14 protein-coding genes are annotated in these 14,096 nt (G+C 42.7%); 7 read left to right on the top strand and 7 right to left on the bottom strand.

Translation table 11 applies throughout. The features are described from left to right. The first annotated feature begins 145 nt into the window (after positions 1 to 145). Complete coding sequence (locus JW872_00555; protein ID MBN1549131.1) at positions 146 to 502, top strand: hypothetical protein; 357 nt, start codon at positions 146 to 148, stop codon at positions 500 to 502. A 26-nt stretch (positions 503 to 528) separates the two neighbouring features. Next, the gene (locus JW872_00550) at positions 529 to 1,950 is read left to right on the top strand and encodes a hypothetical protein (GenBank protein ID MBN1549130.1); all 1,422 of its coding nucleotides are present in this window, start codon (positions 529 to 531) and stop codon (positions 1,948 to 1,950) included. A gap of 9 nt (positions 1,951 to 1,959) precedes the next feature. Here JW872_00550 and JW872_00545 read toward each other — a convergent pair whose 3' ends face one another. Together JW872_00545 and tmk are read right to left on the bottom strand one after the other, a co-directional pair. Continuing rightward, complete coding sequence (locus tag JW872_00545) at positions 1,960 to 2,703, bottom strand: hypothetical protein (protein ID MBN1549129.1); 744 nt, start codon at positions 2,701 to 2,703, stop codon at positions 1,960 to 1,962. Beyond that, on the bottom strand, positions 2,673 to 3,320 hold the full coding sequence (tmk, locus tag JW872_00540) for a dTMP kinase (GenBank protein MBN1549128.1): 648 nt from the start codon (positions 3,318 to 3,320) through the stop codon (positions 2,673 to 2,675). Before tmk ends, JW872_00545 begins: the two co-directional genes overlap by 31 nt. A gap of 134 nt (positions 3,321 to 3,454) precedes the next feature. On the opposite strand from tmk, the gene JW872_00535 reads away from it, so the two are divergent. From JW872_00535 to JW872_00525, 3 genes are all read left to right on the top strand, one after another. Next, on the top strand, positions 3,455 to 5,020 hold the full coding sequence (locus JW872_00535) for an AMP-binding protein (GenBank protein MBN1549127.1): 1,566 nt from the start codon (positions 3,455 to 3,457) through the stop codon (positions 5,018 to 5,020). Between the two features lie 72 nt (positions 5,021 to 5,092). Continuing rightward, positions 5,093 to 6,196: a glycosyltransferase gene (locus tag JW872_00530; GenBank protein ID MBN1549126.1), complete on the top strand. Its 1,104-nt coding sequence runs from the start codon at positions 5,093 to 5,095 to the stop codon at positions 6,194 to 6,196. A 152-nt stretch (positions 6,197 to 6,348) separates the two neighbouring features. Further along, positions 6,349 to 7,374, top strand: coding sequence for an MBL fold metallo-hydrolase (locus JW872_00525; protein ID MBN1549125.1), 1,026 nt, complete (start codon positions 6,349 to 6,351; stop codon positions 7,372 to 7,374). On the opposite strand, the gene JW872_00520 is transcribed toward JW872_00525, so the two are convergent. The 5 genes from JW872_00520 to JW872_00500 form a co-directional block, all read right to left on the bottom strand. Beyond that, the gene (locus JW872_00520) at positions 7,336 to 8,310 is read right to left on the bottom strand and encodes a cysteine synthase family protein (protein ID MBN1549124.1); all 975 of its coding nucleotides are present in this window, start codon (positions 8,308 to 8,310) and stop codon (positions 7,336 to 7,338) included. The genes JW872_00525 and JW872_00520 overlap by 39 nt on opposite strands. A 72-nt stretch (positions 8,311 to 8,382) precedes the next feature. After that, positions 8,383 to 9,528: a glycosyltransferase gene (locus JW872_00515; protein ID MBN1549123.1), complete on the bottom strand. Its 1,146-nt coding sequence runs from the start codon at positions 9,526 to 9,528 to the stop codon at positions 8,383 to 8,385. A 9-nt stretch (positions 9,529 to 9,537) separates the two neighbouring features. Continuing rightward, positions 9,538 to 10,497 (bottom strand): hypothetical protein, encoded by a 960-nt coding sequence (locus JW872_00510; GenBank protein ID MBN1549122.1) that lies wholly within the window; start codon positions 10,495 to 10,497, stop codon positions 9,538 to 9,540. Beyond that, entirely contained in the window at positions 10,494 to 11,243 is a 750-nt protein-coding gene (locus JW872_00505; GenBank protein MBN1549121.1) for a F0F1 ATP synthase subunit A, read from the bottom strand. Before JW872_00505 ends, JW872_00510 begins: the two co-directional genes overlap by 4 nt. A 238-nt stretch (positions 11,244 to 11,481) precedes the next feature. Further along, positions 11,482 to 12,897: a hypothetical protein gene (locus JW872_00500; GenBank protein MBN1549120.1), complete on the bottom strand. Its 1,416-nt coding sequence runs from the start codon at positions 12,895 to 12,897 to the stop codon at positions 11,482 to 11,484. A gap of 145 nt (positions 12,898 to 13,042) precedes the next feature. Between JW872_00500 and JW872_00495 the strand changes: the two genes are divergently transcribed. Together JW872_00495 and JW872_00490 are read left to right on the top strand one after the other, a co-directional pair. Further along, positions 13,043 to 13,678 carry an L-threonylcarbamoyladenylate synthase gene (locus tag JW872_00495; GenBank protein ID MBN1549119.1) on the top strand — a complete coding sequence of 212 codons (636 nt, stop codon included), beginning with the start codon at positions 13,043 to 13,045 and terminating at the stop codon, positions 13,676 to 13,678. A gap of 38 nt (positions 13,679 to 13,716) precedes the next feature. Next, positions 13,717 to 14,096: prepilin-type N-terminal cleavage/methylation domain-containing protein (locus JW872_00490; GenBank protein MBN1549118.1), on the top strand; the 380-nt coding region annotated here is incomplete at its 3' end.

The following is a 14,096-nucleotide window of genomic DNA, read 5'->3' as shown; positions in this document are numbered from 1 at the left end:
AGGGGGTACTCAAAGGCTGTCGCGTCGATAGATTCGATGGTGTTTCGATTAAGGCTGTTAGTTATTACGGATTGACCGTCAATAACGGAGAAGATGGTTGGCGGGTTGACATTGTATTTGATGTGTAGTGATAGAAGGGGATCTAATGAAGCGGATAAAAATGCTGTGGACCTTTAGTGCTTCCATGATGGTTAGCTTTGTATGTGCAGAGTCGGAAGCCTTAGATGCCATCTTTTCTACAGATGACAGGGAAGCTAGTGTAGCCAAATATACAATAGCAGTAGATGAGGAAGAAAATCTAGATGCGGATCTTCGTCTTTCTAGCTCTATTGCAGCACAAGTTGATTCTGCCTTTGCTAATGCAGAGCCTTTAGCATTGAGTAATAGTGATTCTGAAAAGGATGGTTTCAATAATGATTTTATGGTGGTCCGTTATAGCGGGCCAACAACCGTTGGAGCATCAACATTTGTTGCAGCACTGATTGCTAAATACGCTTCATAATTGTGTCTATAAAAAAGGGAAAAGAAATGAGGATAAAAAACACAGGATACATTGTAGGATTGTGTGCAATTCAAGCGATGGGCGCAAGTTCAAGCTTCTTTGTGCCTCGGCAGATTACAACTGATCCAACGTTTGAGCTGGGATTGAATTATTTTCAACATATGTATCGTGAAGATGTTGATACTGATAAATTTTACTCAGATATTACCGCCAATATTGTCTACCAAAACTCTACGAATGAAGAAGAGCTTGCGCGTTATTTTCTCAAGGATAATAAATGCTCACTAGCAGTGAGAGAGAATGGTACAGGGGATCTTGGATCATTGTGGTTTCAGACAATTGCTGCATCGGGAGCTAGCTATAGTTCGACCCTAACACTTTTTCCTGAGCGGCATGTATGGGGTATTGTTCCTGCATGGTATGCATCTTGGAAAAAGTTTTGGGCAAATGTTACGACATCGCTGATCGGTGTGGAACACGATGCAAATCTTTCAGAAACATCAATTATCAATCAAGGAACGACAAGTGGTTTTGAAACACTGACCAACTATTTCAAAAATACCGATGCAACATATGGTCCAAATTATGGGCGGATTGATTCAGTTGAACGTGATAAAGTTGGGCTTGATGATATCCAATGTAAGATTGGTTACACACCAGTCAAGCGTGATAACGGTCACTTGGGATTCTACCTTGTAGGAACGATTCCAACTGGAAGAGATCGCAGCGCTGTTAACATGTTTGCACCAGTAGTTGGCAGTAAGAACGGGAGCTTTGGCCTAGGGGCTTATGGTGATGTAGAGCTGCTCAAGAGGGATCGTGTGAGGATGTCATTCATGAGTGATCTAAAATATCGATACGTATTCTCTCACCACGAAATGCGCTCATTTGATCTGACAAATAATGGCGATTGGTCACGTTACTTATTAGTTGTTACCAATGCATCTCGTTTAGATTCACAACCTGCTATTAACTATCTCACATGTTCTGCTGATATTGCACCACGGAGTACGATTGATTTTTGGAATGCACTTCATATTGCCTGGCATACGCATTGGAATTTTGAGACGGGTTATGTTTTTTGGTGGCGTCAGTCAGAAAAAATAACGACTGGCAGTTGTTGTACTATTACTGATAATGGCGTTGGTATTTTTGATATGGCGGGAGCATTGGCAGGTAGTGCAGTATCGGCAGGCACTGCCAATATTACTATGTCGGCAGCTGGTACCAATGTTGCTACAAGTGATGCAAGTTTTACCACGATTCAAACTTCTGATCTTAATCTCTGTTCTGGCGCACACCCATCTTCATGGAGTCACAAGATTTATGGTGCTTTTGCATATGACAATGATTGGGGGAAGGTTGGTTTTGGTGGTTCATATGAATTTGCGGCACATAAAGCGCTGGAACAATGGGGGCTTTGGGGTAATATTAGCGTAGCATTCTAGTGGTGAGGTTTATTTTTGTAATGTGAGATGAGGTGCTAGATCCAGAAAGAGTGTGCGTATAACGAGCTTACTGCTTCCTGGCATGATGGGCCGTTTGAGATGCCGCTGCAAAATATGTACGATGTGTGCTGTGATAGCATGTGGCTTAAAGTTATATGCTGCAATCCAGTACGCAAGAACATCGTTGATGAGCAGCTCTGATTCGTGTTCTGTGATCTTACTTGTCTCAAGTGTTTTTGAAAATGATCCAGGATCAAAGCGCAATGCGGACGTAAAATAGGGGAAAAGAGTGTGTGTTTGTGTCTGCTCTTGTTGCGAATAATACGTTGTTGTCATGCATCGTGAGCGTATAGTTGGTAATACCAGGTCAAGCCGTTGTGCTTGCAAAAGAAAATGATAACCAGGAGGCGGTTCTTCAATTAACTTTAATAAACGATTTGCGCAGGCTGGAGTTAGCCTGTCGACATCGTAGAGAACAAAGAAAAAGTGTTCATCATTGTCAAGTGCAAATACTGCGCGTTCAAATATTGGTTCAAGTTGTTCAACTGTATATGTGCGCTCCGGTGCGAGCCATAGCACAGCGTGATGGGAGTGTGAGTGTAGCTGTGTGCATGTTGTACAAATTGAGCAACCGTTACGTTGGCAGAATGCACGTTGCAAGTATGAAATGGTCTCAGCTTCGAGTGTATCGGGTCTTCCGATAAATAGCTGTGCCTGTGGTATTACTTTTCGCTTTCGTTGTTCTCGAGCCATTGTAGTACCTCGGTGTATGCCTTTTGTGCAAGTTCTTCTGGCGGTAATATCCCATCAAGAATAATGACATCATCACGTTCATGGTACAATGAATCGTAGCCATTGATGACACGTTCAAAAAAGGCAGTGCTTTCTTTTTCAAAGTCGGTAAGGCGCTTGTTGCGCGTTTTCACTCGATCCATAGCGGTTTCGAGATCGAGACGTACGTAGAGGGTGAGATCAGGAGTTTTATTATTCATTGCCCAAAAGTTCACGGCACGGATCATGTTCATGTCAAGACCGCGAGCATGCCCTTGATAGACTAATGATGAGTCGCCCATGCGGTCAGATATAACGAGCATATTTTTTTCAAGACTTGGCATGACTACTTCTGCAGAATGCTGTGCGCGGTCCGCTGCAATCAATAGATATTCGGCTTTGTTGGACATTGGTACGGTACGCTGATGAAGCATTTCTCTGATTTTTTTACCCAGAGGCGTTCCACCAAATTCCTTGGTTAATACTGTTGGAAATTGGTGCTTGGCCAAGAGCTCATGGAGGCGTCGTGCAAGGGTTGATTTGCCAGAGCCATCTGTCCCCTCAATGGCTATAAGAGTGCCTTTGGTCAGATTTTGCATAGTAACGTTTCCTAATCAATGAATAAGTATACAGTACGCAAATGACATGCTATGAGTTTATACTATACCCTATGTTTTAAGAAAAGTAGATGGTTGGGTTCCTGAGGAGCCTACTAGTAAGTGGAGTAGTATTTGTGAAGCACTTGAACGATTTTGTGGGACAAGTCAGAACAGAAGCTGAGAGATATGCTCTTTTTTGCAAACATTTTTTGAATGGGGACCACCGTGTTGTTCCGGCCGCTTCGCTACAGCGTGCAGCCAAGGATGTTCCTAAACATGTTGCGCTGATCTGTGATAATCAATCAATTACATATGGTGACTTATATGGGCACGCAAGTTATGTGAGTCATTTTCTTGTTGCAAAAGGCGTAAAGCCAGGCGAGACGGTCTTTATATTACTTGATAATTCTATTGAATTTTTCATTGCTTACTACGGCATCTGGCAGACGGGCGCGGTTGTTGCGCCTCTCAACACATTCTTGCATGCAAAAGAATTGGAGCAGATTCTTGCGGATGCGGAACCAAAGTTCATTTTAACATCGAAATCGTTTTTAGATGTACTCAAAGGCGCTGCCGTTACGGTTTTACTAGAAGAGGATTTTCTACCAAAAGATATTACCAAGAACGACAGTGAGTTTGAGATTATTGAGCGCAAGCCAGAGGAGCTATCAGTATTGCTTTATACGTCGGGGACAACAGGAACGCCGAAGGGCGTGATGCTCAGTGATACAAATATCATGACCAATGTTTTACAGGTGATTGCGAGATTTGGATTTGTTGGCGAGGAGCGCGTGTTTGGAGTGTTTCCATTATTCCATAGCTTTGCTCAGGTAACATGTGTTTGGGCAACTCCGTTCGCACAAGCAACAGCGATCATTATTCCTAAGATAGAGCGTAAATATATCGTGACTGGTCTCGAACAGAAACCAACCATATTTTTAGGCGTACCAGCTTTATATGGGGGTTTGTGTCTTTTACGTAATGCACCCGTCGATTCCGTTGAATATTTTTTGTGTGGTGGCGATGCGTTACCAGACAAGATTCGTGGTGGATTTGCTATGGTGTATGGCCGCAAGATAGCCAATGGGTATGGGCTGACAGAAGCATCGCCTGTGGTGGCAGCAACCTTGCAAGATGATATATTGCCGTCAGATACTGCGGGTTATCCACTTCAAGGTATTACGCTTTCGATCCGAGATGAACATGGCAATGATGTTCCTCATGGAACGATTGGCGTGTTATGGGTGAAAGGAGACAATATTATGTTGGGATACTATAAAGCTCCTCAAGCAACTGAGGAAGTGCTTAAGGATGGTTGGCTCTGTACGGGAGATTGTGCGTACCTTGATCAAGCAGGGCGCGTAGTTATTACTGGACGTGAAAAGGATCTAATCATTCATAAGGGGTTTAATATTTATCCGCAAGAAATTGAGAATATTATTATGACTCATGCGCAGGTACGTGCGGTGGCTGTTGTTGGTGTTCCAGATGAGGATGGAGAGGTTCCCGTGGCCTTTGTGCAACTTAAGAAGGCATCCCATGATATCGAGGCGGAATTAAAGCAGCTCTGTGAACAGAATTTGGGTGGGTATAAAGTTCCTCGCGATATTAAAGTACTTGATGAGTTGCCGCAAACGTCACTGGGCAAGCTCGATAAAAAAGAGCTGCGCAAAATGATACATACATCAAGTGACGAGTAATAATTTTGCCGTGATTTCAATTCTTGTATACCTTGTGTTCCATGATTCGATCATAGTTTGGAAATAAAAAAGATGTCAGAAAAAAAACGACTTGTTCATGTCATTTCTGGGTTGAAACGTGGTGGAGCAGAAGCTCTTCTTGTTGATCTCGTTCATGAATTAGCCGATGAATTTGAGCAACATGTGATCTATTTTCATGACGGGCCCCATGTGCAAAGGCTGAAGCAGTGTTCGATTCCCACATATCAGATTTGCGGAATGATTTCGCGATATGATCCGTGGTTTTTTGCAAGATTATACCGGCTAGTAAAAATGCTTTCTCCCAATCTCATACATACGGCACTCTGGGCTGCTAATTTTTCTGGAAGAGTTGTTGGAAGATTACTTAATGTTCCTGTTGTATGTGCGATTCATTTGGGCGTGAATCAAGATGGATTGATTCGTGGATTTTTTGATCGGTATACGTTTCATATGGCGACAAAAGTGGTTGCCGTCTCTCATGATGTTGCCTATAGCATTGGGCGCCGTAGGCTGTTTCCTGTGAATGATGTGCAGATTATTCAAAATGGTATTCATGCAGCCAAGATTATGCAACTGGGTAAAGAGGAATGTGTTATTCGAGAAAAGATTGGTCTTAATGAGGCCCATGAAATATTCGGAACTGTTGGTCGTCTTATTCTCCGAAAGAATTTTTCATTTTTACTGACTTGTTTCGCGCAGGTGATAGCACAGCGACCACAAGCTCGGTTGGTCATTGTGGGGACCGGTCCAGAGGAACAACGATTGAAGGATCAAGCAGCTGCATTGGGCCTTACGGATACAGTTCGTTTCGTGACCGGCCAGTCTGCCTATGGGTACTACCCTATGTTTGACTGTTTTATCTTGCCATCGCTCCAGGAGGGACTGTCTATAGCATTGCTGGAAGCCATGAGTTTTGCGCTACCATGTATTGTAACGGCAGAGCAAAACGAGCACGAAGTCATCATCTCAGGGAATAATGGCATTCTTGTACAATGTGGTGACTTTGAGACTATGATTATGACTATGTGTAACATTATGCGAGAAAAAAATCTTCGCAAAAAAATAGGCGAAGAAGGGTATAAGACCGTATTGCACGAGCGATCTGCCGATAAGATGGTTGATTCGTATAGAAAGATGTTTCGCTCCCTGGTCTAATCTGTTGATATTTATAATCAGTTTGTGTATTGTTTACTCCGTCATCAGTGATCTAGGATCATGATGACGTTAGCTTTCGATAACCTCCATTTCCCCTGTCCATGACATTCTGTCTGGGCGGGGGTATCGTTTAAAAAAGGTAGATTGATTCAGTGGATTCGCACGAAAAAAAATTCTCTCCCTGTAATAAAGATGGCCGCTTTGCGAATAACAAAAACGAGGAGCGGGGTGGTGTGCTATCTCGCGTAGCACACATGCTTTCTGACTCATGGAACCATCGGATTTTTACTCCATCATTATCGACTCGGCAATGGCATCGGTACCATATCCCAGTTGAACAATCGTATGAGCCTATTGTGACATGGATTGGCCATTCGTCATTTTTGGTTCAAGTCGGCGGGATGAATATTTTAACGGATCCTGTCTTTACTGATGTGACAGTTTTTTTCCCAAGAATTTTTCCGCCAGGTGTTCGCTTTCGTGATTTACCTCCAATTGATATGATCCTTATTTCACATAACCACCTTGATCATATGCATGCAAATTCCTTGCGCTTGATCAGGAAGTTTTTAAAACCTGATGCAATTATCTGCGTTCCCCAGGGTGATGGGCCGTGGTTTAGACGGCACAAGTATGCCAATATTGAGGAATTTTCGTGGTGGCAATATCGAAAACATCATACTTGTACTGCAACCTTTTTACCTGCCTATCATTGGTCCCAGCGTGGACTGCTTGACTACAATAAAGCATTGTGGGGGAGTTGGATGATTCAACATAACGGATTTACACTATACTTCGGTGGAGATTCTGCCTATGCAAATCATTTTAGTTTTATTTCGAAAAGTTTTCCGTCAATTGATTGTGCACTACTTCCCATTGCACCATGCGAGCCGCGTGAGCTTATGAAGCATACTCACATGAATGCTGAAGAGGCGGGAGAAGCATTTCTTGACTTGCGAGCGAAGGCGCTGATACCAATGCACTGGGGAACGTTTTACTTTGGTAAAGATACCTTCATTACGCCATTGCGCAGGATTCATGCATGGTGGCAGCGTAGTAAAGATCGCGTTGCAGATAAACAGTTGCTATCGATGAAATTTGGATCTTCATATACATTTAAGCCAACATGGATTGATCTTTCAATCGTAAAAACCTTTAGTCAAGTAAGCGCGTCCTGAGTCACCCAGCGCCATAACGATAACAGCATCGCTTGATAAATTTTTAGCATATTCTTTTGCTGCATATACTACAGCTCCACTGCTAGTTCCTAGAAGTAAGCCGTGCTTGCGTGCCATATGCTTGAGCATAGCAATTGCGTCGTCGTCGTGAACACCAACAATCTCGTCAATGACGGCTTTGTCAAAGACAGGCGACTCGAAATCAATGCCGATTCCTTCAAGCTTATATGGCTGTGGACATCCATTTGTGGAGCGCCATGATGTTGCTGAATCAAGAGCAATGACTTTGATGTTAGGGTTCTTTTCTTTGAGATAACGACCTGCACCAGTACTATGTCCGCCAGTTCCGGCAGCTGCAAAATAGTGTGTCACGGTACCATTGGTTTGACTCCAAATTTCAGGACCAAGTGAATGATAATGTCCCCATGCATTGGCAACGTTGAAATACTGATTCGGCATGAACGAGTTGGGGATTTTTTTTTGCAGTGCGAGTGCACGAGAGTGATAACTGTTTGGGTCTTCAAGGGTATCAGTACATGGACATACGACGACTTCTGCGCCATAGGCCTTGAGTGTATCCATTTTTTCTTTACTAATTTTTTCAGAGACGGTGATGATAACTTTGTATCCCTTGTATGCCCCAATCATTGCCGTCGCAATCCCTTGGTTGCCGGATGATGCGTCTATGAGAGTTCCTCCCGGTTGAAGGAGCCCTTTTTGTTCTGCATCTTCGATCATGTATCGAGCTGAGCGATCCTTGATGCTCCCTCCAGGATTAAGGAACTCGAGTTTTGCCAAGAGCGTTGCTTCTGTTCCAAGATCAATTTCTACTAGTGGCGTGTTGCCAATGGCATCTATGACATTGGCGTATTTTTTTTCACGATAGATTGTCGGTTGCTTTGATGGAAGGGGGGTTTTGATGTGGCTTGTCATCATGCACTCCGTTTTGTAAAGAAAAATAAATTTTCGATTACTATAATGGACCGTCTAGCAAATGTCACGATAAAATCACTCTTGAGTGGCAAGTGTTGTATACAAGGAGATATGCTTTTGAACCATGACTTCGTTATTGAAGTCTGAAAGATCTTCTTGATACATCGTAAGCGCTCGAATAAGCTCTTTTTTTTGTGTGAGTTCAAGCATGCCATGTGCGAGAGCTTGCCAGTCTTGTTGCGGATATAAAAAACCATTTTTACCATGTTTGATTATGTCGCTGATGCCACCTGTGTTGTAGCTTAAAACAGGAAGACGAAGCAGTCGTGCCTCGACTGATGCACATGGCAATCCTTCCCAAAGCGAACTGAGGGTAAATGCGTGCCAATTCATCATAAAGGGTGCAACATGATCTTGCCATCCATGAAGTGTAATAGCATCGCGCAAATTGTGTTCTTTAATCCATTCTTCTATATCAGGCCTTAGATGGCCATCCCCGACCAATTCGAGTCTAGTTTGTGCGTTACGTCTATGAACCCAGTCAAATGCTTTTAAAAGATCGAAGAGATTTTTTTGTTCTTTAAAACAGGATACCGTTCCAAAAATAAATGGTTCATGCTGTTCTGGAAATACTGGAGCTGCATGTGCAGGAATATAAAATTGTTCCCAATCAATGGCAGCGCGGATGATTGAGTATTTTTTTGAAAATCGAGGGAATCGCTTGATGCCAATGCGTGCATCTGCAGATGAAACACAGATATAGTGTGTCGTGATAAGACAGGTAACCCACTCAAGAAAGAACGTTACAAACCAAAAGAAGTGTGATTGATATGGATGAAATCCGTAACCATGCACGGTATGAACGCGATGTGAAACACCGGCAAATAGTGCTGCCCAGCGACCAACAAGTCCCGCTTTGGTACTATGCGTGTGCACAATAAGGTTGGGATTTTTCTTTTTTAGACTCCTAATCGTGCGTATAAGTGAGACGAAATTTTTGAATTCTGTCCAAATGCACGATAGTGAAAATTCACGCTTAAAGCTGTCCAATAATATGACGTTCGGTTGCCCCTGCATTGCAGGCGCAAGCGTTCCTTCGGCTCCTGAGATTAAGAAGCTTGTTCCGCCACGTGTGCGAATGCCATCAAATAAGGAGAGGCATACTTTTTGTGCGCCGCCGAGTTCGAGTTTGGTGACGATGTATAAAACATTAAGTGACATGTGCGTATCTCATGCAAAAAAAAGCAGAATTAGTGTAACTAAAAATGCATATACCGTAAGAGATTCTAGAAAGATTTGGCTTAAGAAGCTAGCGGTACGGATTGGTGTAAGATTTGCTGGATCATGCGCAATTTCTTTACATGCAGTTGATGCTACGCGCCCCGATGCAATGCCAGGTAGCATCGTTCCAAGTCCAATGGTTAACGCTGCACTCATAAATAATATGCCTTGTAGTAGTGATGGATTTGTAGTGGTGCGTAGCAGGATAAGTAATGCTGTAATAAATGAGAATGCGATTGGTGTGCCCAAAAGACCCTCACTCAAAAAGGTAAATGTACGTAGTCCTTCAAGTGCAGAACGATTTCTTCCAACTCCTTGAATGGCACTTCTAATAACATGTGCGAGTCCAATCATAGGGCCGATGCTACCGAGCCCTACCGCTATTCCACTAGCTAGTATCTGCAAACATTCGCCTAATGTTGTAATTGTAAGTGCTCGGTGGCGAGCGAAGAACGTAATCATAAAACTCAAAAAGACCGGTGTTTGTAATAGTGCCATGGTAAGCAGAAGAAGCTGAAAAATTTTGGTGCCAAAAAAAGGTTGTCGTGACGCAGCAAGACAAGCTTTTTTGATGCTGCGCCATGAAACAGCCGGAGCAATCATGCAGACAAGTCCTGAACTAAATAAAATTCCTAGTCGCGCGATACTTGGATAAAACTCTGGAGTGGTCTTAGTTTGATCAAAGATAAGAAAGATGCTTGGAAGTAAACCAAGAACAAGAGAGCTTTCCAGGAGCGCTGATCCAAGTAGATTAATGCGTGCAATCTCTGGTTGTGATGCCGGCTGAATATTGGTTGCTCTGAGACTCCAGTAGGCACTGAATCCCTGACCAAGCGATGTTCCGATGACTGCAAAAAGAAGAGGTAGAACAATAACAAGAACCGTTAACAGGTAGGGGGCATATGTCATACAGTCTCTCCGGAGGATTCATCATTGTGCTGTACGCCCATAGCAAGATACGTCAATGTAAGCGTACAAAAGACATATGCCTGAATGAGCCCCTCGAAGATACCAAAAAAGTAAGTTACTACAAGGTTTGTTCCGATCATCATACCGATCATTTCACCAATAAAGGAATTAAGCTTCATGGCATTATAAATCTTTGTAATGACAGAGCCTCCAAAAATGTTACCGAATAAACGAAATGATAGTGAAACAATCGTAACCAGTTTACCAACGACATGTAGCGGAAAAAGAAAGACCGGAGTGAAGTACTCTTTAACATAGGCTCGAATGCCGATAGCTGTAATACTTGCGCCTTGCACATATAAGAATGATGTAATGCCAAATGCAAGCGTTGTATTGACATCGCTTGTAGGCTCTTCAATCCACGGAATGAATGCGGCGGCAATGTTACATAGCATGATAAAGCTAAATAACGCAATCAAAAAAACGATATTGTTATAGTTATATAGCCCGGTCGCTTCAGTGTAGGTTCCTTTGAAGAAACGTACGTACTCCATAGCTAGGTAACGTAGATAAGGATGATTCTTTTTAACGCCTATATGAATAAGGATACTTGTGAATAGTAAGATGCCAAGCACGATCCATGTTGCCAGGATGGTCTCTTCGTGTACGCTCCAAAAAGGATCGGTAAACCCAAGAAATCTAAGTGGGTACCAGCGATTATATGTTAGGATCTGAAGACCTTCCATCGCATTCCTATGCCTTCTTTAAGATTATTACCCAAAAGGTCATAAAAAACGTTACAGCAAAGAGTATAAGATTCTTCGTTCCAGAGAGCAATAAAAGGTATAAGATCCCGGCAAGCAATAAGATTGGGATTAATGCTCCGATAGTAAATCTCTTGTGTCTAGCAATAAAGATACGTGTATACCACCAACCATAAACGATGCCGCTGACACTCGAGATGAAGAGAGGGTATATCATGAGTTACGCGTCGCGTGCGGTTCTATAGTTCCAATATTCGCGCAGAGCCATATTAGAGCCAGAAATAACGATCAATCCATTCCGTTCATCCGCATGTTTTATTGCATATGAAAAAGCGTCTTCAAAGCTTTTTGAAGCGCGGGCTTTCATTTTCATGTTTTTTACGGAGTTTGTTATCTGTTCAACGTTCCATGAAATTTTTGTTCCGCGTGAATCGCGTGTTTCTGGTGCTACCGGGTAGAAGATGATATGACCGCTTGTTTTTTTAAAGAAGTAGCGAATGACTTTAAGAAATTCTTCGCGTTCCAGCGTGTCTGCATGGCATCCCATGATTAATGCTAGACCTTTGATGGGGCGTTGATAGTGGAGTAAACGAATGCCAAGAAGAAGATTTTTAAGCGCATCAAGATTACTTGCATTATCAAGAAGAACGGTTGGATGCTCTTGTTCGATGATTTGAAATCGACCTGTTGGTGGTGTTGCTGTTTCTTGCCAGAAGTTGGTGAGTGAGCGACGTGGATTTAACTCTGAGTTCCTTTTTGCTTCTAGTGTTGGACGCCCACGATGCCCCTTAGGCTTTACCAATAAACTTTCGTTTACAATTGTCTCATGTGGCAGTACGAAATTGGTGACATATAGATGTGCAATGCGTTCTGCGAGCGCAGCTGCACGTCCATGAAGTTGCTCAAACGGATATGGTAGTGCGGTTAGTTTTCTGATAGGCATTGCCCAGTTGCAGCCATGCTGCTGTATACAGTCAGCCATGATTTGCAGATTTAATTTGCTTTGATCGGCAGAGACAACCCAACTATCTTTTGAAAGCGCGCGTGTGAGGGTCTGCATTATCTGCGCGGTTTGTTGTTGGTGGATCTCACTAGTTTCGGTGAGGCGTGTAATTGCCATGATTTGTGGTGTACATACAAAGGTTGGGTCGGCATCGTATGTTGCAACCTCTAGTACAGCGACATCGACGCCAGCATGCTTGCAATATAAGAGGGCCATAAGCGTGAGCAATTCTGAAGATGAAAGATTAATCTTTTCGTGTTCTGCGATAGTCAAAATGCTATTGCCAAACTGTGTAAACAGTTCATTACTGATATGTTCGTTGCGCAAAGAAAGCCGCTCATTATATGTGTGTATATGTGGTGCCGTATATATGCCAGCGGTGATGCCTTCTTCATGCAACAATGATGTGAGAAAATGTGCGGTTAAACTTTTTCCGTTTGTACCACTGATGAGAATAGTGTGTTGTGCTCGGGACGGGTAATCCAAAAGAGCGTCTAGTTGTCTGATTGCGTCGAGTGAATGAGATGTTTTTGTGTGCCAATTTGTATCGAGAAAATGAATAATATCTTCGTAGGAACGATGTGCTTGGACAATATTTTTACTCTGAGCCGCCTGTTTTACAATTGTGGCCATTGTATTTCTCCACCTACGAACATTTATTTTTGTCTGATGCAAGGTTCAATATGACACGGAGCTAAAAATAGGATATATTCTGAAAATGTCAAAGGAGAAATTATATTGTAGTGGGCCTATTTTTATATTTACAAAAGATCAGAAAATGAATAGCAAAATGTTGCATTGGAATAATGTTCGTGATTGGCAGACAGTTGCGTCGTTGCTCAAACAAGATAAGGTGCTTGTTGGCGCATCTGATACTGTCATTGGATTGCTTGCGCCGGTAACAAAAAAAGGATTTGAACGTTTAAACCATATTAAGCAGCGATCTGGAAAGCCATATCTTATTCTTGTTGATTCTCCAAAGCAAGCATACGCATTTGCTCGTCCACATTTGCCTCGATCGGTCCAGGCGTTGATTGATCGTGCATGGCCTGGTCCGGTAACATTGATTATTCCTGCACATGACAGTTTAGAGTCATTTATTACAAGTGATTTGCATGCGGTTGCTGTTCGGATTCCTAATCATGAAGGTCTTCGTGCGGTTGCGAAACATTTTAGAGGGTTATTTTCTACTAGTGCAAATAGGGCAGGTGATTTTGTTCCGACACAGATAAAAGACCTTAATCCTGAAATAGTGCAGGAAGCTGCGGCATTAATAGATGGGCCAATTGGTGATGCTTTTAAGAAGCCTTCAACAATTCTTGACTGTAGCGGTTCAAAGATCAAAGTTGTTAGGCAAGGAGCATATCCGATTGAAGAGTTAGAAAAAATTGCGGGGGTTATGTTTGTAGGGTGATGTTGTAAAACCAGACTAACATATGCGGGAGGGTCCTAATGAGTAAGAAGCAAGGCTTTTCTCTATTGGAGCTCATGGTCGTTGTTGCTATTGTTGCACTTCTTTCTATGATTGCCACACCGAGTTTTATGCGCTACTTGGCAAAGGCAAAACGTGCCGAGGCTTTTATGAATCTTGGTTCATTGTATACAGCAGAAAAAGTTTACTGGGCCGAACACGGTATATTTACGGATAAACTGTGCGGTTCATGTGGGGCCGGGTGGAAGCCTGAGGGCTATTCAGGTGGTGGTGAAAAGGAGCGATTTTACTATTCTTATGGTTTTTGTCATGGTAAAGAGGGTGAACAGTTTTTTACGGGAAAGCTTGGTGCTCATCTGTCTGAAATTAAACAAAGTAGACTCAATCCACAAAGTTTTTT

This window comes from Candidatus Babeliales bacterium (assembly GCA_016929235.1).
Taxonomy (GTDB): domain Bacteria; phylum Babelota; class Babeliae; order Babelales; family JABCYS01; genus JAFGJD01.
Note: the sequence above shows the minus strand (reverse complement) of the source record. Positions and strands in the feature narration are given on the sequence as shown.

Excerpts from the sequence above, each read along its gene's own strand:
- JW872_00555 (MBN1549131.1), top strand. The coding sequence starts at position 146 with ATGAAGCGGATAAAAATGCTGTGGACCTTTAGTGCTTCCATGATGGTT.
- JW872_00550 (MBN1549130.1), top strand. The coding sequence starts at position 529 with ATGAGGATAAAAAACACAGGATACATTGTAGGATTGTGTGCAATTCAA.
- JW872_00545 (MBN1549129.1), bottom strand. The coding sequence starts at position 2,703 with ATGGCTCGAGAACAACGAAAGCGAAAAGTAATACCACAGGCACAGCTA.
- tmk (MBN1549128.1), bottom strand. The coding sequence starts at position 3,320 with ATGCAAAATCTGACCAAAGGCACTCTTATAGCCATTGAGGGGACAGAT.
- JW872_00530 (MBN1549126.1), top strand. The coding sequence starts at position 5,093 with ATGTCAGAAAAAAAACGACTTGTTCATGTCATTTCTGGGTTGAAACGT.
- JW872_00520 (MBN1549124.1), bottom strand. The coding sequence starts at position 8,310 with ATGATGACAAGCCACATCAAAACCCCCCTTCCATCAAAGCAACCGACA.
- JW872_00515 (MBN1549123.1), bottom strand. The coding sequence starts at position 9,528 with ATGTCACTTAATGTTTTATACATCGTCACCAAACTCGAACTCGGCGGC.
- JW872_00510 (MBN1549122.1), bottom strand. The coding sequence starts at position 10,497 with ATGACATATGCCCCCTACCTGTTAACGGTTCTTGTTATTGTTCTACCT.
- JW872_00505 (MBN1549121.1), bottom strand. The coding sequence starts at position 11,243 with ATGGAAGGTCTTCAGATCCTAACATATAATCGCTGGTACCCACTTAGA.
- JW872_00500 (MBN1549120.1), bottom strand. The coding sequence starts at position 12,897 with ATGGCCACAATTGTAAAACAGGCGGCTCAGAGTAAAAATATTGTCCAA.
- JW872_00495 (MBN1549119.1), top strand. The coding sequence starts at position 13,043 with ATGAATAGCAAAATGTTGCATTGGAATAATGTTCGTGATTGGCAGACA.